23 protein-coding genes are annotated in these 23,821 nt (G+C 68.9%); 13 read left to right on the top strand and 10 right to left on the bottom strand.

What is annotated here, in order from left to right:
• The gene (locus ASC95_RS17525; protein ID WP_057298982.1) at window positions 1–1,728 is read right to left on the bottom strand and encodes an ABC transporter permease subunit; all 1,728 of its coding nucleotides are present in this window, start codon (window positions 1,726–1,728) and stop codon (window positions 1–3) included.
• A 294-nt stretch (window positions 1,729–2,022) separates the two neighbouring features.
• On the opposite strand from ASC95_RS17525, the gene ASC95_RS17520 reads away from it, so the two are divergent.
• Window positions 2,023–2,235, top strand: a complete 213-nt coding sequence (locus tag ASC95_RS17520; RefSeq protein WP_057298981.1) for a hypothetical protein — start codon at window positions 2,023–2,025, stop codon at window positions 2,233–2,235.
• Between the two features lie 93 nt (window positions 2,236–2,328).
• Here the strand turns inward: ASC95_RS17520 and ribA are convergent, their stop codons facing one another.
• The gene (gene ribA / locus ASC95_RS17515; RefSeq protein WP_369820621.1) at window positions 2,329–2,958 is read right to left on the bottom strand and encodes a GTP cyclohydrolase II; all 630 of its coding nucleotides are present in this window, start codon (window positions 2,956–2,958) and stop codon (window positions 2,329–2,331) included.
• A gap of 122 nt (window positions 2,959–3,080) precedes the next feature.
• Between ribA and ASC95_RS17510 the strand changes: the two genes are divergently transcribed.
• The 4 genes from ASC95_RS17510 (at window position 3,081) to ASC95_RS17495 (ending at window position 8,511) form a co-directional block, all read left to right on the top strand.
• Window positions 3,081–4,181 (top strand): collagen-binding domain-containing protein, encoded by a 1,101-nt coding sequence (locus tag ASC95_RS17510; RefSeq protein ID WP_235537953.1) that lies wholly within the window; start codon window positions 3,081–3,083, stop codon window positions 4,179–4,181.
• Window positions 4,182–4,187: 6 nt separating this feature from the next.
• On the top strand, window positions 4,188–7,022 hold the full coding sequence (gene prsT, locus ASC95_RS17505; RefSeq protein WP_057298979.1) for an XrtA/PEP-CTERM system TPR-repeat protein PrsT: 2,835 nt from the start codon (window positions 4,188–4,190) through the stop codon (window positions 7,020–7,022).
• Window positions 7,023–7,082: 60 nt separating this feature from the next.
• Window positions 7,083–7,775: a dienelactone hydrolase family protein gene (locus tag ASC95_RS17500; RefSeq protein ID WP_057298978.1), complete on the top strand. Its 693-nt coding sequence runs from the start codon at window positions 7,083–7,085 to the stop codon at window positions 7,773–7,775.
• 136 nt (window positions 7,776–7,911) lie between these two features.
• Entirely contained in the window at window positions 7,912–8,511 is a 600-nt protein-coding gene (locus tag ASC95_RS17495; RefSeq protein ID WP_057298977.1) for a uracil-DNA glycosylase family protein, read from the top strand.
• Here ASC95_RS17495 and ASC95_RS17490 read toward each other — a convergent pair.
• The 4 genes from ASC95_RS17490 to ASC95_RS17475 all read right to left on the bottom strand — a co-directional run bounded on the left by ASC95_RS17490 (window position 8,508) and on the right by ASC95_RS17475 (window position 14,488).
• Window positions 8,508–9,032, bottom strand: coding sequence for a hypothetical protein (locus ASC95_RS17490; protein WP_057298976.1), 525 nt, complete (start codon window positions 9,030–9,032; stop codon window positions 8,508–8,510). The two genes, ASC95_RS17495 and ASC95_RS17490, sit on opposite strands and share 4 nt — an antisense overlap.
• Window positions 9,033–9,101: 69 nt before the next feature.
• Complete coding sequence (locus ASC95_RS17485) at window positions 9,102–12,176, bottom strand: ligand-binding sensor domain-containing diguanylate cyclase (protein ID WP_057298975.1); 3,075 nt, start codon at window positions 12,174–12,176, stop codon at window positions 9,102–9,104.
• A 122-nt stretch (window positions 12,177–12,298) separates the two neighbouring features.
• Window positions 12,299–13,813: an alpha/beta hydrolase-fold protein gene (locus ASC95_RS17480; RefSeq protein WP_057298974.1), complete on the bottom strand. Its 1,515-nt coding sequence runs from the start codon at window positions 13,811–13,813 to the stop codon at window positions 12,299–12,301.
• A gap of 204 nt (window positions 13,814–14,017) precedes the next feature.
• Window positions 14,018–14,488, bottom strand: coding sequence for an Lrp/AsnC ligand binding domain-containing protein (locus ASC95_RS17475; protein WP_057298973.1), 471 nt, complete (start codon window positions 14,486–14,488; stop codon window positions 14,018–14,020).
• Between the two features lie 89 nt (window positions 14,489–14,577).
• On the opposite strand from ASC95_RS17475, the gene ASC95_RS17470 reads away from it, so the two are divergent.
• The gene (locus tag ASC95_RS17470) at window positions 14,578–18,216 is read left to right on the top strand and encodes an L-glutamate gamma-semialdehyde dehydrogenase (RefSeq protein WP_082567869.1); all 3,639 of its coding nucleotides are present in this window, start codon (window positions 14,578–14,580) and stop codon (window positions 18,214–18,216) included.
• A 38-nt stretch (window positions 18,217–18,254) separates the two neighbouring features.
• Here ASC95_RS17470 and ASC95_RS17465 read toward each other — a convergent pair whose 3' ends face one another.
• On the bottom strand, window positions 18,255–19,145 hold the full coding sequence (locus ASC95_RS17465) for a transporter substrate-binding domain-containing protein (protein WP_157256368.1): 891 nt from the start codon (window positions 19,143–19,145) through the stop codon (window positions 18,255–18,257).
• Between the two features lie 140 nt (window positions 19,146–19,285).
• Here ASC95_RS17465 and ASC95_RS31415 point away from each other — a divergent pair, with 140 nt between their 5' ends.
• A complete protein-coding gene (locus tag ASC95_RS31415) occupies window positions 19,286–19,657 on the top strand; it encodes a hypothetical protein (protein WP_057298971.1) in 372 nt (123 codons plus the stop codon).
• 267 nt (window positions 19,658–19,924) lie between these two features.
• On the opposite strand, the gene ASC95_RS17455 is transcribed toward ASC95_RS31415, so the two are convergent.
• From ASC95_RS17455 to ASC95_RS17445, 3 genes are read right to left on the bottom strand one after another with little or no spacing between them, the layout of a single operon-like run.
• Complete coding sequence (locus ASC95_RS17455; RefSeq protein WP_057298970.1) at window positions 19,925–20,347, bottom strand: hypothetical protein; 423 nt, start codon at window positions 20,345–20,347, stop codon at window positions 19,925–19,927.
• On the bottom strand, window positions 20,340–20,627 hold the full coding sequence (locus ASC95_RS17450) for a hypothetical protein (RefSeq protein ID WP_057298969.1): 288 nt from the start codon (window positions 20,625–20,627) through the stop codon (window positions 20,340–20,342). Before ASC95_RS17450 ends, ASC95_RS17455 begins: the two co-directional genes overlap by 8 nt.
• 4 nt (window positions 20,628–20,631) lie before the next feature.
• Complete coding sequence (locus ASC95_RS17445; RefSeq protein WP_057298968.1) at window positions 20,632–20,958, bottom strand: YbjQ family protein; 327 nt, start codon at window positions 20,956–20,958, stop codon at window positions 20,632–20,634.
• A 94-nt stretch (window positions 20,959–21,052) separates the two neighbouring features.
• On the opposite strand from ASC95_RS17445, the gene ASC95_RS17440 reads away from it, so the two are divergent.
• The 6 genes from ASC95_RS17440 to ASC95_RS17410 all read left to right on the top strand — a co-directional run bounded on the left by ASC95_RS17440 (window position 21,053) and on the right by ASC95_RS17410 (window position 23,814).
• On the top strand, window positions 21,053–21,241 hold the full coding sequence (locus ASC95_RS17440) for an oxidoreductase-like domain-containing protein (protein WP_057299070.1): 189 nt from the start codon (window positions 21,053–21,055) through the stop codon (window positions 21,239–21,241).
• 15 nt (window positions 21,242–21,256) lie between these two features.
• On the top strand, window positions 21,257–21,535 hold the full coding sequence (locus ASC95_RS17435; RefSeq protein WP_057298967.1) for a DUF2277 domain-containing protein: 279 nt from the start codon (window positions 21,257–21,259) through the stop codon (window positions 21,533–21,535).
• 43 nt (window positions 21,536–21,578) lie between these two features.
• Window positions 21,579–21,974 carry an MAPEG family protein gene (locus ASC95_RS17430; RefSeq protein WP_057298966.1) on the top strand — a complete coding sequence of 132 codons (396 nt, stop codon included), beginning with the start codon at window positions 21,579–21,581 and terminating at the stop codon, window positions 21,972–21,974.
• A 37-nt stretch (window positions 21,975–22,011) separates the two neighbouring features.
• Entirely contained in the window at window positions 22,012–22,437 is a 426-nt protein-coding gene (locus ASC95_RS17425; RefSeq protein ID WP_057298965.1) for a hypothetical protein, read from the top strand.
• 462 nt (window positions 22,438–22,899) lie between these two features.
• A complete protein-coding gene (locus tag ASC95_RS17415) occupies window positions 22,900–23,313 on the top strand; it encodes a PepSY domain-containing protein (protein WP_057298963.1) in 414 nt (137 codons plus the stop codon).
• Between the two features lie 24 nt (window positions 23,314–23,337).
• Window positions 23,338–23,814, top strand: coding sequence for a DUF2271 domain-containing protein (locus ASC95_RS17410; RefSeq protein WP_057298962.1), 477 nt, complete (start codon window positions 23,338–23,340; stop codon window positions 23,812–23,814).
• Window positions 23,815–23,821 lie beyond the last annotated feature (7 nt).

The following is a 23,821-nucleotide window of genomic DNA, read 5'->3' as shown; positions in this document are numbered from 1 at the left end:
TCAGAAGTGCATCCTTTCTTCAGCTATTGCGTACAGGCGCCGCCAGACCCAGTGGTTCATCGCCATGACGAAGACGCACATGACGCCGATACCTAAAGCGATGCGCGGAAAGTCGCCCGCCGTCGTCATCTGCTGGATGTAGCTGCCCAGGCCCTGGGCCTGCAGATGGGTGTCGCCCCAGCTCACGTATTCGGCCACGATGCTGGCGTTCCAGGAGCCGCCGCTGGCCGTGATGGCGCCGGTGACAAAGCTCGGGAAGATGGCCGGCAGCAGATAGCGCTTCCAGCTCAGCCAGCCCCTGAGCCCGAGGTTCTTGGCGGCCATGCGCAGTTCGGTCGGGATGGTGGACGCGCCGGCCACGACGTTAAAGAGCAGATACCACTGCGTGCCCAGGATGATGAGGGGCGACAGCCAGAGGTCGGGGTCGAGCTTGTACTTGACGATGACGAGGACGGCGACCGGGAAGACGAGGTTGGACGGAAACGCCGCGAGGAATTGCGCCACTGCCTGTACGCGGCCGGCAATGCGCGGGTTCAGGCCTATCCACACGCCGATGGGCACCCAGATCAGCGACGCCACGGCGATCAACGCGAGCACGCGCGCCAGCGTGAACAGGCCCAGCTTGAACACATGCGCCGCCTCGCCCCAGCCCACCTCGGTGTGGATGAAGCTGACCAGGCGCCAGATGGCGAACAGCACCAGGGCCGCCATCAGTGCGTCCCAGCCACGCGTCCACAGCGGGTTGGGGTCTTCAGGCCGGGCGCGGATGGAGCGGCCGTCATAGGTCTTCTTCAGCGGCGCAAAGCTGGCCGTGATCCAGCGGCCCGGCCATTGCCCCAGGCGCTGCAGCAGCTCGGTGCGGCGCAGCCAGGTCAGCAGCCAGGACTGCGGTGCCTGCTCGCTGCTGCCCTCCTCGAAGCGGAAGCGGTCGGCCCAGGCCAGCAGCGGGCGGAAGAACAGCTGGTCGTACAGCAGGATGCCGACCAGCATGCCGACGATGGCCCAGCCGATGGCGCCCAGGTCGCGCGCCTCGATGGCCACCGCGATATAAGAGCCCACGCCCGGCAGCTTGATGTCCTGGCCGGCCACCGAGATGGCTTCTGAGGCGACGACGAAGAACCAGCCGCCGCTCATGCTCATCATCATGTTCCACAGCAGGTTCGGCATGGCGAAGGGCAGCTCCAGCCGCCAGAAGCGCTGCCAGCCCGACAGCTGGAAGATGCGCGCGGCCTCCTGCAGCTCGCCCGGAACGGTGCGCAGCGACTGGTAGAGGCTGAAGGCCATGTTCCATGCCTGGCTCGTGAAGATGGCGAACAGCGCGGCCAGCTCCACGCCCAGCAGGTTGCCGGGGAACAGCGCGATGAAGGGCGCCACGGCGATCGCCTGAAAGCCCAGGATAGGGATGGACTGCAGGATGTCCAGCAGCGGTACCAGCACCTTCTCGGCCGCGCGCACCTTGGCCGCCAGCACCGCGAACACGCAGGCGAACACCACCGAGGCGGCCAGCGCCAGGAACATGCGCAGCGTCGTGCGCAGCAGGTAGTAGGGCAGGTAGGCGACGTCCAGGCTCAGCGGCAGGGGCTCGCCGAGGTGGAAGGGCCGGGCCATCGCCGCCGCGGCCATGGCGAGCAGCACCAGCACCGCCAGCACGAGGGGCAGCAGCGCCCAATCCCAGCGATTGAACGCGGCCTCGACGGCGGGGCGGGGGAAGAAGCGGCGATCGGACATTGGCGGCGGGCGAACAGGACCGCGCAGCCTAATTCGGGCACGTAAGGTGGGTGTGAAGCGCGCCGCCCTGGAGCTTGCGCCCAGCTTGCAGCGCCACGCCGAGGAACTACGACTGGTTGCAGCTCAGGCGGCTTGAATCAGCCTTGTCGCCTAACGGCACAACTCGTCTCCCCGGCTTGCGACTTGACGATGTATCCGGCGCCTTCTCCTACAGGGATCTTTTGCCTGCGGCCTAAGGTTGATGACGCGGCGGCGCAATGGGGTGCCGCCCAGGCTCACAGTGAAGGAACAGCCATGTCCAACCAGCAACGCCAATCCGGCAAGCAGCAGCCCGAAAGCGGTCAGAACATCCAGCAGGGTGGTCAAAGCCGTGACCAAAGCCCCGGCCAGCAAAGCCAGGCCGGTGGCGGCAGCCAGACGCCCCAGCAAGGGGGCGGCTCGGCCAGCCGTGACCGCGACCAGCAGCAGGGCAGCAAGTCTAGTCAGCAAGGTTCCAAGAACCGCTGACTGCGCAAGGGGCTGAGGGTGAAGCGGCGCGAATTGCGGCCGCCACCCTGGCCCATCGATTGACCAGGCCTCCTGCTGCGCAGGGGGCCTGACTTATTCAAAAAGGTGGCCGAGGTCGTGGTGGCCCATGGACTCGGCCTTGGTGCGCAGGTATTTCTCGTTGTCGGGGCCCGGCTCCGTCAGCGAGGCTTCGCGTTCGACGACGTCGATGCCGAATTCGGCCAGCGCGGCCATCTTCAGCGGGTTGTTGGTGAGCAGGCGGATGCGGTGCGCACCCAGGGACCGCAGCATGCAGGCGGCCGCGTCGTAGCGACGGGCGTCGATGGGCAGGCCCAGCTGGGCATTGGCCTGGATGGTGTCGGCGCCGGCGTCCTGCTCGGCATAGGCGCGCAGCTTCTGCACCAGGCCGATGCCGCGGCCCTCGTGGCCGCGCATGTAGACGATGGCGCCGCGGCCCTGCGCAGCAATGCGCTTCATGGCGCCCTGCAGTTGCGGCCGGCAGTCGCAGCGCAGCGAGCCGAAGACCTCGCCGGTCATGCATTCGGAGTGCACGCGCACCAGCGGCGGTTCGTCGCCGGGCTGGCCGGTCAAGTCGCCCATGCTCAGCACGACATGCTCCTGCCCGCTGTCGCTCTCGCGAAAGCCATGGATGGCGAACTCGCCATAGGGCGTCGGCAGGCGGGTGGAGACGATGCGTTCGATCTTCATGATGAGGGGCGTCAAGGGGGCATTGTCGCCGCCCTGGGAAAAACCCGGTCATCGGGTGCGAATCCGCACGAATGCACGCGGTGATCCCCTCCGGCTGCGGGGGTGGAGCGGCAGTCGCCATCCCTAGAATGACAGCCTTGTCATTTCTTCCGCTTCTGGATATGCGCCCGTCTGCTCCGCTTGCTGCCTTCGTTTCCGGCCTGCTGTTGTGCGGCGCGGCCCATGCGGGCTTCGCACCGCTGACCGGGCAGCAGGTGCTGCAGCAGTTCAACCTGGTGGCGCTGCATGGCGGCAGCAGCAGCACCCACGTGCATGGCCGCGGCTGGATCGGTGGCAACTTCGTCGGCGGCAGCGGCGCCGAGTTCGCCAACGACAGTCCCATCCCGGTGTCCAACTACGCCGCGCTGACGGTCATCGGTTCCGCCAGCAACGTGAGCGTCAACAACAACGGCTCGGCCGCCGTGGGCGTCGTCACGTCCGGCAACCTCAGCGGCACGACGATCAACAACGGTGGCGGCGTGGTCCAGGGCTCGACCAACGCGGTCAGCTTCAACGGCAACAGCGGCGGCGCCTACGTCGCCGGCTCGGCCACGGCGACCAACTTCAACAGCGGCAAGGTCACCAACCTGGCCGGCGACGCCAAGCTGCAGTCCGCGCTGGACGCCGCCAGCTCCACCAATATGAGCGCCGTGCTCAGCGGCCTGTCCAGCCAGCTGGCCGCGTTGTCGGCCACCAGCGCGGTCAGCCTGCAGGGCGGCAAGGCGGTCTTCACCGCCGTGGCCGACGCCAGCGGCCGCGCGGTCTTCAACCTCAGCGGCAGCTTCGGCGCCCAGGTGCTGGGCGCCAGCGAGTTCGAGTTCAACCTCGGCAATGCCTCGACCTTCATCTTCAACAGCGACCTGAGCTCGGTGGTGGTCGGCGCCAACTTCCTGGGCGGCAGCGCCAGCGGCAAGCTGGCCAACGCGGCGGTCTGGAACTTCAACAAGGCCACCAGCGTCACGATCAACAACAACTTCGGCGGCAGCGTCCTGGCCACGCAGGCGGCCTTCAAGAACAACGCCGACATCGAGGGCTCGGTCATCGTCGACACCCTCAATGCCAGCGGCGCCCAGGTCCACCTCTACAACTTCACAGGCAACCTGACCACCAACAAGGTGCCTGAACCCGCCTCGCTGGCCCTGGTCGCGGCGGCGCTGGGGGGCGCTGGCTGGGCCCGCCGCCGCCGCGGCGCCCGCTGAGCCCGCATGCGCCCCGCGTGCCGGCTGACGGGCCTGTTGCTGGCCCTGTGGGCTGCCGGCGCCCTGGCCACCGCGCCCGGCGACACGACCGGCAAGCATGACCTGGCCTACCACTTCTTCGACACCGGCGAGAAGTGCTTCGACAAGCGTGACCTGGCCTGCGCGCTGGAGCAGGTGCGCAAGGCCCTCATCACCGACCCGGACCTGCTGCTGGCCGAAGTGCTGCTGAGCAAGGTGCTGCTCGAGGGCGGCAACGCCGCCGGCGCCGAGGCCGCCGCCGAGCGTGCGCTGTCTCGCGGCGTGCCCATCGAAGACCTGGCCGCGACGCTGAGCCGCGCCCAGCTGCTGCTGGGCAAGCACAGCCAGCTGCTGGCTGACGCACGCTTGGCGCCGGCGCGGCTGCACGACTCCGCCCGCCACCAGTTGCTGCTGGCCCGCGCCCAGGCCCAGTTCGAGCTGGGCCGCCCCGAGGCCGCGCTGGCCGAGCTGGACGTGCTGCGCGCCGAAGCCCCCGGCAACCTCGCCGGCGCACTGGCCGAACTGCCGATGCGCCTGAAGCTCGGCCAGCGCCGCGAGGCCGCCGCTGCCGTGGAGCGCGCGCTGCGCCTGGCACCCGACGCCGCCGACGCGCGCCTGGCCCAGGCGCAGCTGCTGCAGGCTGAAGGCGCGCCGGCGGACGCCCAGCTCGGCGCGCTCGACCGGGTGCTGGCGGCCGATGCCAAGCATCTGGAGGCCCGCCTGATGCGCGCCCAGCTGCTGCTGCAGCAGGCGCGCTGGGACGACCTGCGCGCCGAGCTGCGCCAGCTCGGCACCGACCATGGCCAGGACCCGCGCGTGGCTTACCTGCAGGCGCTGGAAGCCGGCCAGCGCGGCGACCGTGCCGCAATGACCGCGGCACTGCGCCGCGTGACCGCCCAGATCGACCCCCAGCCCGAGAGCCAGCTGCGCTTTCGACCGCGCATGCTGCTGCTGGGCGGCCTGGCCCATGTCGCCCTCGGCGAGGCCGACCAGGCCAAGAGCTACCTCGAGCGCTACCGCAGCGCACAGGGCGGCGCCGCTGGCGCCACGCTGCTGGCCCGGCTCTACCTGAGCCAGCGCCAGACGGCCGCCGGCATCGCGGCGCTGGAGGCGGCGCTGGCCGAGCAGCCCCGCCAGGCCGACGCGCTGAACCTGCTGGGCCAGGCGCGCCTGGCGGCCGGCCAGACCGAGCAGACCGTCGCACTGATGCGCGAGGCGCTGCGCAGCCAGGAATCCCCAGCCTTCTTCACGACGCTGGGCCAGGCGTTGCTGCACCAGGGCCAGGCCGACGCTGCGATCCAGGCCTTCCAGGCGGCACTCAAACAGGACCCGAGGCAGGTCGACGCCGCGCTCGCCCTTGCCGGGGCCCTGGTCGAGCGCGGCGACGCCGCGGGCCAGCAGGCGGCCGTCGGCGTGCTGACCGAGCAGCTCAAGCGCCAGCCGCGCGAGCAGGTTGTGCGCCTGCAATTGGCCCGCGTGCTGCTCGCCGCCGGCCGGGCCGCCGCCGTGCCGCCGCTGCTGGAGGAGGGCCTGAAGCTCGACCCCGAGCTGCATCCGGCACGGCTGATGCTGGCCGAGGCGGAGCGCCAGCTCGGCCGCGTGGATGCCGCCGCGGCTCGCCTGCAGGCCATGGTCAAGGCGGAACAGCTCGCGGTGGATGCCTGCCTGGCGCTATCGGCCCTGGAGGAAGGCCGCAACCGGCCGGCCGAGGCCCAGGCCCTGCTGGAGCGAGCCCTGGCCAAGGCCGGCCCGCAGGATCTGCGTCCGCAGGCTGCGCTGGTCGAGTTCTTGCTGCGCCAGCACCGCGCCGGCGAAGCCCGCGTGGCCGCGAAGGCCCTGCTCGGCCGTGCACCCGAACACGTTGGCGCGCTGCTGCTGTCCGCCCGCGCGGCCCTGGCCGATGGCGATGCGGCCGCGGCCCGGCCGCTGCTCGTGCAGGCCGGCCGGCTGGCCGACCAGGACATGACCACCCTGGCCGTGGCGGGCCGGTTGCAGATGCGGGCCGGCGACGCGCCGGGCGCGCGCTTCACGCTCGACAAGGCCTTGCAGCTGCAACCCGCACAGACGACGCTGCAGCGCCTGCGGGTCGAGGCCGCGCTGCTCGCCGGCGACGTCGCCGACGCCGAGGCCCGCGCGCGCCGCCTTGTGCAGCAACAGCCCCAGTCCGCCCTGGGCTACAGCCTACTGGGCCAGGCCGCGCTGGCCCGCCGCCAGACGGCCGTTGCCATCGACGCCTTCACCCAGGCCCAGCGCCTGGCACCCGGCGCCGAGAACCTGCTGCGCCTGTACGCCGCCCAGGTCGGCCAGGTGGACGCCGCGCGCAACCTGGCGCTGCTGGAGCAGTGGCTGGCCCGGCATCCGGACGATGCCGTCGTGCGCAATGCGCTGGCCGAGAGCCTGGTGGCCTACGGCCGCTGGGCCGACGCCCGCCGGCACTACGAGCAGTTGCTGCAGCAGACCGGCTCGAACGCGGTGCGCAACAACCTGGCCGAGGTGCTGCTGCAGCTGAAGGACCCCGGTGCGCTGGCGCTTGCTCAGGAGGCGCTCAAGCGCGAACCCACCAACGCCGCCATCCTCGACACCGCGGGCTGGGCCCACGCGGTGCAGGGCCAGCACGAGCGGGCACTGCAGCTGCTGCGCGACGCCCGGCTCCGCGATCCGGCGTCGGCCGGGGTCCGCTACCACCTCGCCAGCGTGCTTGCGCAACTGGGGCGCCGCGAGGAGGCCCGCCAGGAACTGCGTGCCGCGCTGGCCGACCCGCAGGCCGCCTTCGACCGCCCAGCGGCGCAGGCCCTGCTGCAACGTCTGGAAGCACAGCGCTGAAATCTCCCCGGGGGCCTTGCGCTAGCCTTTGCGCTTCGCCACCCGTACCGGAGACTTCCCATGAGCCAGCGAATTCAGTTCCAGCGCCCCGACGGCGCGTCCTCGCCCGGCCATCTCGCCGAGGCGGCCCGTCCGCTGGGCGCCATCGTCGTCATCCAGGAATGGTGGGGGTTGAATGACCAGATCCGCGGCGTCGCCGAGCGCTTCGCATCGGCTGGCTTCACGGCGCTTGTGCCCGACCTCTACCGCGGCAAGAGCACCGTTGAGGAGGAAGAGGCCAACCACCTGAAGTCCGACCTCGATTTCGCCGACGCCGCCTCGCAGGACATCCGCGGCGCCTTGCTCCACCTGAAAGCCCTGAAGCTCGGCAGTGGCAAGGTCGGTATCACCGGCTTTTGCATGGGCGGCGCGCTGACCTGGCTGTCGGCGCAAGGCTCGTCAGAGGCCGACGCGGCGGTGGTCTGGTACGGCATGCCGCCGGCCAAGGCCATCGATGCGGCCAAGCTGAAGTTGCCCGTGCAGGCGCATTGGGCCGAGCAGGACGAGTTCTTCGCCATCGACCAGGTGGACGTGCTGGAAGCCAAGCTGAAGGAGGCGGGCGTGCGCTACGAAGGCCACCGCTACCTTGCTCGCCACGCCTTTGCCAACGAGACCGCGCAGGGCCCCGGGCGCATCGCCAAGACGCAGTACGACGCGGCCTGGGCGCAGCTGGCCTGGGACCGGACGATGCGTTTTCTTGGCAAACACTTGTGAGCCCCTCGTCCAAGGAGTACCTTGGCCGGTCCCCCGGGGGGACGGCGATGCTTGCCGGTTCGACCGGCAAGCACATCGCCAGAGCGGGCCGGCTAGGGAGCGGCCCGTCGCTCGGCCCGCGAGAAATCGGCCTGCCATGACCACGGCGCTGCGGCGGCTGCTGCCCGAGCTGCGCGCCTGCACGCACTGCGAGCCGGACCTGCCACTGGGCGCCAAGCCCATCTTTCAGCTCGACCGGCGCGCGCCCATCCTGATCGCCAGCCAGGCGCCCGGCCGCATCGCCCACGCCAAGGGCCGGCCGTTCGACGATGTCAGCGGCGACCGCCTGCGCCACTGGCTGGGCGTGTCGCGCGAGACCTTCTTCGACCCGGCCTGTTTTGCCATCCTGCCGATGGGCATGTGCTTCCCGGGCACGGGGCCTTCGGGCGACCTGCCGCCGAGCCCGGCGTGCGCGCCGCTGTGGCGCCAGCGAGTGCTGGACGCGCTGCCCCGGATCCGCCTGACGCTGGCCATCGGCCAATACGCCCTGGCCTGGCACCTGCCGCGCAAGGCCTCGGTCAATGAATGCGTGACGGATTGGCGCGACGGCCTGGCCCGTGGCCTGCTGCCGCTGCCTCATCCCAGCCCGCGCAACCAACGCTGGCTCAAGGACCGGCCCTGGTTTGAGGCGGAGGTACTGCCGGCCCTGCGCCTGGCGGTGGCGGCGGCGCTGGCGGCCCGGGACACGGGGCGCTAGTCCGCGCGATCCGGCTTCGCGGCCTGGCAGCGCGTGATCAGCTCACGGGCGCGGCCGTCATAGGCGTCGCGGGCCGCCGGTGATTGCAGGACCTGGCGGGTGAACAGGGCCTGCCCGGCCGGCGAGGCGGCAAAGGCGTCGATGGCCTTGACTTCGGCTGCCGAAATGGCGGGCAGGGGCTCGGGGGCCTTTTCGCCCAGCGCCGTGTAGATGCCCAGCAGGCCCTGCCTGGCGTATTTGTGGCCCGGGACCGAGCTGAAAAACCGGTCGGCCGCAGCCACTTCGCTGGCACTCAGCGACGTCGTGACCACCCGTTCGGTCGTCTCGTAGAACTCGCTGGGCTGCAGGGCCTGGATGCAGGCGTTCTGCGCGGCGGGCAGGCCGCCCTTGGCCTCGCGATGCTTGGCGGCCAGTTGCACGCCCAGCAGGGCCGACTGGGCGGTGATCTGCGCGGTCGTCGACACGGCCTCGGCGGCGAAGCTGGCCAGCAGGCAGGCCGTCAGCGTGAGGGTGCGGTGCATCGTGGACGTGGGTTGTCTTGAAAGCGCGCATTTTGCGGCGCCGCTGGAGCCCGCCGCCAGCCCTGGCGCTCACACGCTGCGCCGCACCTGCAGCCGCGGCTCATCGGGCCAGGCGTCGTTGTCCAGGGCCAGCTCGTCGGGCCGCAGGCCGTCGGCACGCAGCACGCCCAGGTAGCCGTCGCGGCCCTGCGCCTTGGCGGCATACAGGGCGGTGTCGGCCAGGCTGAGCGTGGCGTCCCAGTCCCAGGCCCGGGGCGCTTCGGGGTCCAGGGGAAATACGGCAAAGCCGATGGACACGGTGACAGCCAGCGTGCTGCCGTCGGCCAGCGTGAAGGGCTGCTCGCGCACGGTGGCATTGAAGCGCGCCGCCAGCTCCGTGGCGCCGCTGCGTGCGCCGCCGCGGGCCAGGGCCAGGAATTCCTCGCCGCCCCAGCGCACCAGCACGTCGCTCTCCCGGAACACCATGCGCAGTCTGCGTGCGAACTCGACCAGCACCAGGTCGCCCGAAGCGTGGCCGTGGCGGTCGTTGATGCGCTTGAAGTGATCGAGATCCATCAGCATGACGAGCAGGTCGGCCTCGTCGTCGCGGTGACGATCGGGGCTGCTGTGGCGCGGCTCGGTGTAGTGGCGCAGGCACAGCTGCAGGTCCGAGGTCACCCGCGAGTCCAGGTAGCGGCGGTTGCGCAGGCCGGTCAGCGGGTCGGTGGTGCTGGCCTCGCGCAGCTCCGTGGTGCGCTGCTCCACCAGGGCCTGCAGCGCCGTTTCGCGTCGGCGCAGCTGCGCGGTGCGCCGCGCCACAACCCAGCGCAACAGCGCCCACCCGAGGCCAAGCAGCGCCAGCACTGCGCCGGCCTGGGCCCAGCGCGTCTGCCACCAGGCCGGCAGCAGCTCGATGTCGAGCAGCAGCGGGCGGTCGCCCCACAGGCCATGATGGTTGGTGGCGTACACCTCCAGCCGGTAGCGGCCCGGCGGCAGGCCGCCATAGCTGGCGAAACGGGCGCTGGCGTCGGTGAACGTCCATTCGGCGTCCCAGCCCGCCAGGCGCATCATGTAGCGCAGCTTGGCCGGGTCGATGTAGTCCAGCGCTGCAAACTCGACGGCCACACTGCGGGTACCGGCCGGCAGCTTCAAGCCTTGCTTCAGGTCCTGGTCCGGCTGGAAGAGCTGGCCATCGCGGCGCAGGCTGCTGACGACCACCGGCGGCGCATAGCGCGAAGGCATGAAAGCCAGCGGCTCGATGACGAGCAGGCCGCGGCTGCCGCAGAAGACCAGGCGGCCGTCGGGCAGGGCGGCGTCGGCGAAGAAGCGCGGCGTGCCCATCGGCGGGCCCTCGGCACCAGAGAGCTCGTCCAGGCGGTTGGCGTTCGGGTCGTAGACGGATTGCTGGCTCCACACGCGGCCCTTGGCGTCCTCGTGCAGGTTGACACCGAAGGGCCGGCCCGGCGCGCCCATGCGCTCGCTGATGCGTTCGAAGCGCGCCCGGCCCTGCGCGTCATAGCCCTTGAGCCGGTGCAGGCCGCTGACGGCGGTGTCCACGTAAAGACTGCCGTCGCGGGTGTGCAGCAGGCCGAGCACGGCAGGAAAGCCCAGCGCCTCGCCGGGCGCGCCCTGCACCTCGGCCAGGCGCTGGCCGTCCCAACGGAACAGGCCGGCCAGCGCGCCGACCCAAAGCTGGCCGTTGCGGGCCTCCACGCGCAGCGCATGCACGCCGCCGCGCAGCGGCTCGCCATCCGCACGGCGCACCCGCTCGATGCGGGCCTTGGGCGACGGCAGGCGGTAGAGCCCGTCCTGCATGCCGACCCAGACCTCCCCGCCCTCGCTGTTGGGCAGCACCAGCACGCGGTGGGCGCGGCCGCCCTCCAGCGCCCAGCTGGCGAGCAGGCGGGCGCTGCGCGGCTCGCGCTTCTCCAGGCGGCCGTTGGCCACCAGCCAGACGCTGCCGTCCGGCCCTTCGGCGAGGTTGTCCACCGGCGTGTCGGCCTCGCGCGGCCAGCGGCCGACGGTGCGCAGCTGCGCATCCAGCAGGGCGACCGGGCCGCTGTGCGTGGCCACCATGAGCAGGCCATCACGGCGGGGCAGCAGGCCGCGCAGGTCGCTGCTGGCCAGCGGGCTGCGGGGGTCGGCATCGGGGCCGCGCACGGCCAGGGCCGGATGCTGCTGGTGGCGCTGCAGGCCCACGCCATAGCCGCCCACCCACATGGTGCCGGTCTGGTCGCGCAGCAGCACGTTGACGTCATTGCCGGCCAGGCCGCCGGGCAGATGCGGGTTGTGGCGCAACTGGCGCAGCAGCGCGCCGCTGTCGCCGTCCAGCCAGGCGATGCCGTCGTTCAGGCCGGCCCAGACCGTGCCGTCGGGGCTCTGCGCCAGCGCCTGCACGCCACCCTTGAAGCGCGCCGCCAGCCAGCGCGGCTGGCCGTTCGCCTCGATCCGGCCGACCCGGCCGTCCACGCTGCCGAACCAGAGCCGGCCAGCGCGGTCCTCCAGCAGAGTGCTGATGCCGATGACGGCGTTGTCGGGCAAGGCCAGCGTTGCCCAGCCGCCCTGCGCGTCGCGCCGGGCGAGGCCGCGCCAGTGGCCAGCCCACAGCGCGCCGTCGCGGCCCACGGCCAGCGCCAGCACGCGGCGTTCGGTTTCGCCGTCGACGCGCAGCGGCTCGGTCTCGAAGCGCGCGGTTTTCGGCTCAAAGCGCAGCAGGCCCTGGCCCAGCGTGCCCACCCAGACCCGGCCGGCGTCGTCCTCCGCCAGCGCGCGGATGGGCGTGGCGCGCTCGCTGCCGCTGCCCAGCATGCGCACCCGGTCGAAGGCAGGCTCGTAGCGTGCCAGGCCGTTGACCTCGGTGCCAATCCACATACCGCCGTCTGCGGCGGGCGCCAGCGAGCGCACCCAGCCCAGGTTGCGCTGCACGGGTGTGGCGCCTTCGCGCTCGATGGGGCGCAGGCGGTAGCCATCAAAGCGCGCCAGGCCGTCGCTGGTGCCGACCCAGATCAGGCCTTGGCGGTCCTGAGCCAGGCTGCCCACGACGTCGCGCGGTACCGGCACGCTGGCGAATTGGGGCTCCAGCGCGCTGGACACCGGCTGCGCCAAGGCCACGGGGGCCCATGCGGTCAGCAGCCACAGGGCCAGCGTCAGGGTGCGGTGGATCATGGACAGGCGGGCTTGAAAACGGGCATTGTCCAAGCCGTGCCGGCGTTTCCCGCGCCCTGTTTACCCCCGTCTCGGCGTGCCGTCGCATGCACGGCTGCGGCCCGTGGGCCGCAGCTCAGCATTCAATGGCGGCTGTATTGGAGTTCAAACGGAATAGAAATCGGGCGGGGCTTTTCCTCGCCTGGGACGACATATTGCAGCTTGAGATGAGCGCCTCCGGCTTTCTGGAAGTATTCCATCCGAATTGGGTAGAAACCCTTCTCCAACGGGATGAGATAGGTTTTTGGGCTGCCGTCGCCATGAAGGCCGTCGTAGGAAATCAGCAGGTTCTCGCCCAGATAGAGTTTCGAGCCGTCGTCCGAGTCCAGCGCAAAGATGTAATAGCCCGCCTTCTGGATTTCAATATAGCCTTCGATCAGGCAGGCAAAGTTGGTCTGGCGCGGCAGGCGGTTGACATCGAAGTCCTTGTTGGTGATGCCGGACTGGAGGGCTTTGAGTTTTTCGAAGTCGGGCAGCGCGTCCCATTCCCCTTCGTAGTACGAATAATGCAAGCCCCCCGGTTTGGCACTTTTCGGCATTGCGCTCGCCGCAAGCGTTTTGCCGACTTTGAACTCGCCGATGGATACCTTGTTATAGCGGTCGTTGCGGCCCACTGACTTGGCGAATATTTTTGTGTCGTTGATCAGGTCGTTTTCTGCTCCCATTTTTGTGGAAGATTCGGCAGGTTCACTGCCATCGGTGGTGTAGCGCACCGACTGGGATGATCCGAAATAGTAAATTTTATAGGGCTTGTCCTTGAGTACCACGCCATTCATGGGGTGAAATTCGATGGGCTTGTTGCTGTAGCCATCGTAGAAAAATCTCAACCCGTCGTAGACGCTTTTCAGCCGCACGGATCCATGCGTCTCATCCGCATAGGCCACGATTTTCCATTTCAAGTCCTGGGGTGCCTTGCTCTGGAGAATGGCATCCATGCCGGTGATTGCCATTTCCTTGAGCCCCTCCCCGGCGCGCCCGGCGATGAAAAGGGCTTTGCCCCGCGGCACTGACGCGCTCAACTTGTCGGCCGCGAGCTTGTTCATGTAGCCACTGTCCCACCAAAAGCTCGGGTCAACGGCCAGGTAGGAATTGAAAAGCTGCGGTTCATTCAGGAGTGCATACGTGGAAAACACCCCGCCAAAGGAATGACCAAACAGGATGTTGTTGCCGTTGGTGGGATAGGTCTTGTTGACGTAGGGTATGAGTTCGTTCTTGAAGAACGAAAGGAACTTGCCCGCCCCGCCCGATGGCTTCGGGCCGACATGCGTGGGCAGGAGGTCACGATCGCGATTGGTATTGAACACGGCCACCAGGATGATGGGCGGCATGTAGGACTCGGCCTGCGCAAACTGCTGGATGGCCGAAATCGACTTCATGTTCGAATCGCCATCCAGGATGTAGAGCACGTCATACTTCTCCTCCGACCCGGGTTTGTAGTTTTCAGGCAGTAGGACCTGTATGACCCTTTCCTCATTCAAGATGTCCGAATGCAGTGAGTCGCGCTTTCCCGGAAGGTTTTGCGCCATCGCATGCGTGAAGTGCAGCAGGAAGGGAATGATGAACAGTGCGCGACGAAAGACGGAAGCTGGTTGTCTCATGGAATGGATTTTGAATTTGACGGGGTGGAGCGGTGTTCAATGCGGCAGGCTTTCCATAACCGCAGCACTGCCCAGCTGAAACTCGGCAAGGTCAGCTTCCTGGTTCAGTTGGCGACCCGCGCGCAATGTGCCGCGATGTGGCGCTGGCAGCCAGCGCCTGGCGACCTGATGCATTTGGGCGCGACGAAGTGCGGGTCCGGGGGTTCAGATCGGCAATGCGTTCGTTGCCTTGACCTCTTCCATGACTGCATAGGTCCGCGTCTCGCGCACGCCCGGTAGCGTCCAGATCACACTGCCGATGAACTCCCGATACGCGCCCATGTCGCGCACCCGGGTCTTGAGCAGATAGTCGAAGCCGCCGGCCACGAGGTGGCATTCCAGGATCTCAGGCCGGGCCTGGACGGCGGCCTTGAAGTTGTCCATCACATCCATCACCGTGCGGTCCAGGTGCACCTCGATGAAGACCAGCATGGCCGCGCCCAACTTGGCCGGGTTCAGCCGTGCCTCGTAGCCGAGGATGTAGCCGTCGCGCGTCAGGCGCTTCACGCGCTCCAGCACGGCGGTGGGCGACAGGTGCACGGTCTCGGCCAGCTTGAGGTTAGAAATCCGCCCATCGGCCTGCAGCACGCGCAAGATGCGGGCGTCGATCTTGTCGAGACTGGTTTCGTCGGCCATCTGGATTTTTCTCGGCAGTTCTTGGAATCCTTGGAATTTAATCCAAGTAGTCCGTGGCTAGAGTGCGAAACCTCACCAGGAGCTCTGCCATGCCCACGCCCTTCGTCGCCCCGCCCGAACAGCCCCGCCTGCCCGATCCTTACCGGGCCGAGCATGGCGTCGTGCAGGCCCTGGCCGAGCGCGTCGGCGGTGCGCTGAACTGGCCCGGCGTCATCGCCATGGCCGCGCCTTGGGTGGAGCAGGTGCGCAGGAACCCGGCGCCCTTCTGGGCCATGGAATCGCTGCTGCGTGAGTACCCGATCACCAGCGCCGAAGGCCTCGCGCTGATGCGCCTGGCCGAAGCCCTGCTGCGTGTGCCCGACGCGCCCACGGCCATCGCGCTGACGGCCGACCAGCTCGGCCGTGCCGACTTCGATGGCGCCAGCGAAGGCAGCCCGCACAAGATGCTGGCCGCGTTGTCGGCCTCGGCCATCTCGATGTCCAAGCGCTTCCTGCCGGGCGCCGATGACGACGGCGGCCTGTTTAAGCGCCTGGGTGCGCAGACGGTGGTGGCGGCCACCGTGCGCGCCATCCAGCTGCTGGGCCGGCAGTTCGTGCTGGGCCGCAACATCAACGAGGCGATGGGCGAGGCCGACTCGGCCCGCAAGCAGCAGCGAGCGCAGGGCCGCCCCAAGCTCGCTGGCGCCCCCTCGGGGGGCCGGGCGTCGCAAGGCGGCGACCTCGGGGGTCAGGGACTGCAGCTCCGCTTCAGCTACGACATGCTGGGCGAAGGCGCCCGCACCGAGGCCGACGCGCTGCGCTATCACGCAGCCTATGTCGGCGCGATCAAGGCCATCGCCGCTGGCCAGCGCGCCGCGTCACCCGAAGCGTCGGACGGCATCTCCATCAAGCTCAGCGCGCTGTTCAGCCGCTACGAAGTGCTGCAGCGCGAGCGTGTCTTCGCCGAGCTGCTGCCGCGCGTGTGGCAACTCATCGAACTGGCCGCCGAGGCCAATATCAACCTCACCATCGACGCCGAGGAGGTCGACCGCCTGGAGCTGTCGCTGGATGTGCTGGACACACTGGCCGCGCGCATCGCCACGCACTATCCGCACTGGCGCGGCTTCGGCCTGGCCGTGCAGGCCTACCAATCGCGTGCGCTCGCCGTCGTCGACGAGGTCGCGGCCATCGCGCGCAAGCATGGCCTGCGCTTCATGGTGCGCCTCGTGAAGGGCGCCTACTGGGACGGCGAGATCAAGCGCGCCCAGGAGCTGGGCCTGACGCACTACCCGGTGTTCACGCACAAGCAGCACACCGACGTGAGCTACCTGGCCTGTGCGCGTGCGCTGATCCAGCACGCCGACGTCATCTACCCGCAGTTCGCCAGCCACAACGCCGGCACCATCGCCGCCATCGTGCAGATGGCCCGCGCCACCAATGCCCCCTTCGAGATGCAGCGACTGCACGGCATGGGCGAAGGTGTCTACCGCGAGGTGCTGAAGGACGGCAGCATCCCCTGCCGCGTCTATGCGCCGGTCGGCGAGCACCGTGACCTGCTGGCCTACCTGGTGCGCCGCCTGCTGGAGAACGGCGCCAACTCGTCCTTTGTGCACCAGCTGGCCGACCCGAGCGTGCAGGTGCCCGAGCTGCTGGGCTCGCCGCTGGCCGAGGTGCGCAACACCAGCGCCCTGCCGCTGCCGCCCGCCCTTTATCTGGACAGCGAAGGCCGAGGCCGCGCCAACTCCACCGGCGCCGACCTGACCGCGCCGGCCCAGCGCATGGCGTTGCAGGCTGCGCTCGAAACGACGCCCGTGCTCACTGTGCCCGAGGCCTCGGCGGCTGAAGTCGACGCTGCGATGCAACGCCTGCACGCCGGCTTCCCCGCCTGGAACGGCACGCTCGTCACGCAGCGCGCCGCCATCCTGCGCCGTGCTGCCGACGCCCTCGACGCCCGCCTGGCCGAGTTCTGCGCCCTGCTCGTCAAGGAAGCCTTCAAGACCCAGGCCGACTGCGTCGCCGAGGTGCGCGAGGCCGTGGACTTCCTGCGCTACTACGCCGACCAGGCCGAAGCCGAGCCGGCATTGATGCAGGGCCGCGGCGTCTTTGTCTGCATCAGCCCGTGGAACTTCCCGCTGGCCATCTTTGCCGGCCAGGTTGTCGCTGCGCTGGTGGCTGGCAACAGCGTTGCCGCCAAGCCCGCAGAGCAGACACCCTATGTCGCGCTGAAGATGGTCGAGCTGCTGCACGCCGCCGGCGTGCCGGACTCTGCGCTGGCCCTGTTGCATGGCCCCGGCGAGACCGTCGGCGCCGGCCTGGTCGCCCATGCGCACACGGCCGGCGTCTGCTTCACCGGCTCCACCGTCGTCGCGCAGATCATCAACAAGGCGCTCGCCGCCAAGCCCAACTCGCCGATTCCGCTGATCGCCGAGACCGGCGGTCTGAATGCGATGGTGGTTGACTCCACCGCCCTGCCCGAACAGGTCATCGACGCCGTCGTGCAATCGGCCTTCCGCTCCGCCGGCCAGCGCTGCTCGGCACTGCGCCTGCTGTGCGTGCAGTCCAGCATTGCCGAGGGTGTCATCGAGATGCTCAAGGGCGCGTTGTCGCAGCTGCATGTCGGCCAGCCCGCGCAACTGGCCACCGACGTCGGTCCCGTCATCGACGACGAGGCCCATGCCAACATCAGCAAGCATGTCGAGCGCCTCAAGCGCGACGCCAAGCTGCTGGCCGAGGCGCCGGTGGCCGAGGCCATGCCGCGCCAGATCCGCCCCGTCGCTTTCGAGCTGCCGCGCGTGTCGCACCTCGGCGAAGAGATCTTCGGCCCGGTGCTGCACGTCGTGCGCTTCGACGACTCGGTCGACGACGTCATCAAGGAGATCAACGCGCTGGGCTATGGCCTGACGCTGGGCATCCAGACGCGCATCGACAGCCGCGCCCAGCGCCTGGCCGACGAGGCGCGCATCGGCAACGTCTACGTCAACCGCAACATCATCGGCGCGGTGGTGGGCGTGCAGCCCTTTGGCGGTGAAGGCCTGTCCGGCACCGGCCCCAAGGCCGGCGGCCCCGACTACCTGCGCCGCTTCTGCGCCGAGCCGCAGCTCGACGCGCCGCTGCCGACCCTCGCGATGGACGGCCGCAGCGAGGCCTTGGCCGTGGCCGCCGACGCCGGTTGGCGCGACACGCCGCTGCTTGAGCGCATCGCCACGCTGCGTCGCGCTGCCGACACGTTGGACGCGCCGACCGCTCTCGCCTTGCGTGGCCTGTTCGTCGCGGCGCAGGCGCAGTTCGCCGACCTCGTGCTGCCCGGCCCGACCGGCGAGAGCAACACGCTGCGCCACCACGCCCGGGGCGTCTTCGCCGTGCTCGGCCGTGACGAAGCGGGCCTGGCCGCGGTCGTCAGCGCCCTGCTGGCCGGCAACAGCGCCATCTGGCTGGGCGGCGACGAACGCGCCCGCCAGGCCCTGCTGCGCGCCGGCCTGCCGGTCAACGCGCTGACGCTACTGCCCGACGCGACGCTACCGGGGCTGCTCGCCGCGCCGCAGCTCGCTGGCGTCGCGCTGGCATCGTCCGACTCCGCGGCCGCCCATGTGCTCGCGCAAGCCCTGGCCACGCGGGCTGGGGCCATCTTGCCGCTGGTCACTGGCGCCGGCCATGTGCGCCAGCTCTACCGCTTCGCGGCCGAGCAGACGCTGACGGTCAACACGGCGGCAGCTGGGGGCAATGCGGCCCTGCTGGCAGGGGTGCGCTGAGGGCGCTTGACGCAGTGGCCTGCGGCATCAATGCGGCGTCATTGTGGGATTGGGGCTCGCAGGCAGGTCGCCGGCGCGGTGGGGTGGTCCAGCTCGAAGACCAGGCGCTTGTCGAGCTTTGCGGCCTGCACCGCCTTGCCGAAGAACTGCTGGAAGAGCTGCTCGAACGACCCGTCCTTCTGCGCGCGCCGCAGACCCTGCTCGATGTGCTGCGCCAGCTCGGTGTTCTGCCGGGCGACAAAGAAGTAGCTGCACATCGGGTAGTGCAGCGCCAGGTGGGATTCAACGGCCAGGCCCAGGTGGCCGTAGTTGCTCAACTCGCCGTAGATCTCGCCGACGCCGCGCGGCAGGTAGCGAAAGCGCTGCGCCGCCAGCATCGTGAACAGGTTCTCGTAGCGCGCGGCGGCGACGACAGGCAGGCCGTTGCTCTGCAGGACGCCCGTGTCGACCCATTCCCTGACCAGCCCGGCTGGCAGCGCCTTGAGCTGCTCCAGCGAACGGATGCTCTCGAACTGGCCTCGGTCGTCCTCGCCGATCAGGAAGATGCGCCAGCCGAGGATGCCCTTGTCGACCGGGATCCGCACGGGCAGATAGTCGCGCTCGAGCTGGACCGTGGTCGGTGCCCAGACGACGTCGATATCCTGCCCCGCGGCCATGCTTACGAAGGCTCGCACGGCCACGCTCGGCTTCGCGGAGGGCTGCACGGCGAAGTGGCCGTCAGCCTTGCCCAAGGCCAGCTTGAGCAGGCTGGCGTAGTAGTCGCCGCGCTTGTCTCCGGCGGCACCGGACGAGGGGTAGGTCACGACCTGCGGTCCGCCAGGCGAAGGTTCGGCCGACGCGCCGAACCCGCCAAACCCTAGCAGTGCCACGCTGGCCAGGGCCAACGCCCGGATTGCGACGTGGATCGCCGACTGTCTGCATTCACGCATTTTTCAGAGGGTCAATTGGGAATCGCGGTGAGTGGCACGGTGGCCGGCGGGCCATGACGGGAGGCGAGCTTGCCATGCGTGCGACCGTACGCCACCATCCCCCCACACGCCAGCCGTTCGGTGTGCAAGGGAGAAAAAGAATGTTCCCATGGTTTTGGCTCTGGGCGCCGCAGTTGCGCCTGCCCTTCAGCGGCGACGTGGCGCAGGACATCGAGCCGCGCCTGGACTGGTTCTTCGCCGGCATCAAACCCCAGGCCGGCAACGCGCGCATCGAGGCGCGGGCCTTCGACGTGGCGAGCTACGGCGACCAGCTGGGCGTGATCACCCAGCTGTTGATCGAGATGGCCGAGCGGCAGCCGGCCGAGGCCCAGGCCGCGTCCGCGCCACTGCAGGAGCTGCGCCGCATCCACGGCGAGATCGAGGCGATCAAGGCGCAGGAGTGTGATCGCGAGCTGGCCGAGCTGCAGGCGCGCATCCGCCTCCTCGAGAGCCGCCGCCAGCCTGGGGGCTGAGCTCGCGACAGGCAGCTGACGCAGCGGCGCGCCGAGCTTGAACGTCAGCTGGGCTCTTGAACGAACGCTTGCAGCTGGCGGCGCCAAAGGCAGCCGGACAAGAAAAGGCCCTCTGCGGGTGGCAAGCCACCGAGAGGGCCAAATCCACCCAGGGGCGGTGGAGGAGACAAGCGGTATTGCGACGTTGCAATGTTGCGGCGCAGCATAACCGAATCCGGGCTGGATTTGTGTAACGGCGCTGCTCACCAAACGTGAGGCGCGCGGGCGTCAGAAGAAGGCATCGAGAAAGCTGGCGGCCCAGTCGCCGAGCGCGACGATCTTGTTCGTCGCCTGGCGGTAGAACTTGAAGTTCAGCTCGGTCTCGGGCCGGCCATCGTTCCAGTCGGCAAAGGGCTTGAGTTCGGCCCGGCCGAGGCGGCGTTTCACAAGTGCAGTCCGCTTGACAGTGATGCTGACGCGCGGCGTCTGGCGCTCGATGCCCGGCTTTCTAGGCATGGCCCCGGCGGACGTGACCACGCCGCGCGCGACCAGCCCCGCGCCGCCCTCGTTCTCGCTGGCGAAGAGGTAGATCACGTCGCCGACGGCGATGCGTTTGCCGTCATACATCGTCTTCTGCGCCGCAAAGGCCCAGCTGCCGGCCTGCGTGTCGGCGATCTCGGCCTTGATGGCGTAGTTGAGACGCTCAGGCATGCGGATCTTGTTCGTAGCGGCGCCCGCCGGTTTGCGGGTTGTAGAACACCAGCATGGTCTTTCCGGATTCCGGGTCGACGAAGCGTTCCTCGGTCTTCTGCCAGTTGCCATGCGGCGTCGCATCGCGGGACCGGTAGCGCCAGCGCTCCAGCAACACGGCCGCGGCGATGACGCAGCCCCAGATCGCGAAGGGCGCCGCGTCGTGGTGGCCGGCCAGGCGCGCGCCCAGGCCGATCATGCCGACTGCCAGCGCCGCGATGAGCAACAGGTTGCGCAACATGGCGTCAGGCCGGCAGCCGCTCGACCACCACGGCCGTGCCATAGGCGACGATCTCGCTCATGGTCTGGCCCATCTCCGACGAATCGAAGCGCATCATTACCACGGCATTGCCGCCCATCAGTTGGGCGTTCTTGACCATGCGGTCGATGGCATGGCGTCGCGCCTCCTCCAGCAACTGCGTGTACTCGGTGATCTCACCGCCGACGAGGGAGCGCAGCCCCGCCATGATGTTGCCGGCCAGGCCGCGGCTGCGCACGACGACGCCAAAGACCTGGCCCTTGACCTCGGCGACGCGGTGGCCGGCGAGGTTCTCGGTGGTGACGATGATCACGCGACTCTCCTATTGATGCGATGAACCCATCCTAGGTTGGAGGGCATCAGGAAGTCGTTAGGAGCGGCCTGGAAGAATTCGGCCTGCCATGCCCATGCTGACGCCCCCGCCCCCGCCCCCGCCAGAATCCGACCCCATGCCCCAGCCGCCGCCCGAGCCTGACCTGGACGCCTGCTGCGGCAATGGCTGCGACCCCTGCATCTTCGATCTGTACGACCTGGCCAAGGACGAGTACCGCCAAGCCCTGCGGGCCTGGCGCGAGCGGCATCCGCAGGCCAGCTGAATCAAGGACAGCCCCATGTGCCGCAATATCCGCACCCTGTTCAACTTCGAGCCACCGGCCACCGAACTCGAGATCCGCGACGCTGCGCTGCAGTTCGTGCGCAAGCTCAGCGGCTTCAACGTGCCCTCGCAGGCCAACGCGGCGGCCTTCGACCATGCAGTGGCGGCGATTGCCGACGAGGCGCGTGCCCTGATCGCGTCGCTGGTGACAACCGCCGAGCCGAAGAACCGCGAGATCGAGGCCGAAAAGGCGCGGGTTCGTTCTCAGGCCCGTTTCGGCAGTCCGGGAGGATGATCCGCGCGCGTCGGTCCGGCGCAGCAACTCCCCGAGGAACTCCATGCCCAAGCTGATGTCGTTCGTCGTCTGCATGACCTTGCTCACCTGGCTCAGCGCCCTCATGGCGAGTCTCATCCGGGCGCGGGCCTGGACGCCCAAAGGCCTGATGCTGGCGATGGGCAACCGCGACCACATGCCCGAGGCCACGCCGCTGGCCGGCCGTGCGCAGCGCGCGGCGGCCAACAGCTTGGAGAACCTGCTGTTCTTCGCGGCCCTGGCCCTGGTTGCACAGGCGGCCGGTGCAGCCAACGAACGCGTGCTGCTCGGTGCCCAGGTCTTCCTGTGGGCCCGCGTGGTGTTCCTGGCCGTGTATCTGGCCGGCATTCCCTACCTGCGCACGGCGGTATGGACGGTCAGCATCGTCGGGCTGGGCATGATGTTGATGGGCATGCTCTGAAGCACAATCGCCGCGCCCCGGCTCCCCAGACATCGCCATGCGCCTGAAGATCGCCCTGTCCGTCGTCGCCCTGCTGCTGCTGGTCGCGGCCTGGTTCGCCTTTGCCTGGCGTTGGAGCTACTCCGACGGCGAGCGCGCCGGCTGGGTGCAGAAACTCTCGCGCAAAGGCTGGATCTGCAAGACCTGGGAGGGCGAGCAGGCGCTGGTGTCGCTGCCGGGTACGGCCAGCGTCGAAAAGTTCTACTTCACGGTGCACGATGAGGCCGCCGCCCAGGCCATCAACAAGCTCATGGGCCGGCGCGTCAACCTGCATTACGAGGAGAAGGTTGGCCTGCCGGGCTCCTGCTTCGGCGAGACGCGCTACTTCGTCACCGGCGTCACGCTGGTCGATGAGATCTCGCTGTCGCCGGGCGTGGTCGTGCCGGTGCCGCCGCAGCTGCCGGCATCTGCGGCCAGCCAGTAAGCGCCATGCCGGTTGCGCCGGAGTCGGTTGGCTCGGCCTGGAAGCAACGACCGATGCCCAACTCTGCCGCTTCGCTGCGAGCATGAGTTTGATCGTGTCCAAGGATGGCGACTTCCGATGCCTATGGCTGCGCGGCGCTGTCGGACGATCCGCGTTGCCCCGCCGGTACCGGCCATCGGGGTATTGCTTCAGCGGGTTCTCACGTCCGCAAGTTCGCCTGGCTGATTGACGCCCTGCTGATCCAGCGCAAGGACCGCGATGGGGCGCGGGACTACCTTCAGCAGCGCTGCCGCAGATGGCGCCTCATTTGGAGCGCTGAACGCCGAATGACCGAGCCATTCAGCATGCCTTAAGTTGGTATTTCCACAATGCCATTCAGCGTTGCTGCGGTTCCATGGCGGGTCGACCAAAGCCACTCGTGGCCCTGAAGCCTGCGACGCCAACCGTTCGGAAGGAGATCCCATGAAATACCCCCCCTCCGTGCGGCCAGGCGTGCTCGTTCTGTTGCTGGTTTCGGCTGTTCTGCCCGCAAGCGCCGACAACCATTGCGATGCGCCGCTGCCGCGCTGGCAGACGCGCGAAGCGGTGCGGCTGATGGCTGACGCGAAGGGCTGGCAGATCCAGCAGCTGAAGATAGACGATGGCTGCTATGAGATTCGCGGCACGGACGCTCAGGGACGCGCCTTCAAAGCCAAGATCGACCCGGAAACCCTGAAGGTTTTGAAGATGAAGCAGGACGAACCCTGGCGCGCCCGCAGGCATGACGGCGACGACGACGGGGCAGGGAGGCCGAGCCGCACGCCGCCCTCGGACGGCGCCTCCGCGCCATCGCCTGTATCGACTCCTGCAACCGCGCCGCGCGGCCGGATCGAGTGATCCATTCCCCACAGAAACTTCGCCATGCCCAAACCTCTATTGACGATTCTGGCCACCGCCTGCGCGCTGGCCCTTCCCGCCCTGGCACACAGCCGCCCGCTGACGCTGACGGCGCAGCTCAAGGCTTACGGCGGCGACGGTGCCTACCTGGCGGCCTACCTGACCGATGCCAAAGGCGCCTATGTGCGCACGCTGTGGGTGGCCGGCGGCAAGGCCAAGTACTACAAGCACCTGTCCGACTGGTACCGGCTTTCGGCAGCTGACGCCAAGCGCCTCGATGGCGTGACCGGCGCCAGCGTGGGCGCCGGCCGCACGCTGACCGTCACCGCCGACCTGGCGGACGCGCTGATCGACGCGGGCTATGAGATCCGTATCGACGCCGCTGCAGAAGACATGCGGGACAGCCCCTCAGAGGTCCGCGTACCGCTGGCCACCGCCAGCGTCGGCAAGCCGCAGGCCGGCAAGCAATACCTCCACTCGGTGACTCTCCAACTCAAGTGAAAGGGCC

The sequence above is a fragment of the Pelomonas sp. Root1217 genome (assembly GCF_001425705.1).
In the GTDB taxonomy this organism is placed as follows: Bacteria; Pseudomonadota; Gammaproteobacteria; order Burkholderiales; family Burkholderiaceae_C; genus Pelomonas.
This window is presented reverse-complemented; position numbering and strand designations above follow the sequence as displayed.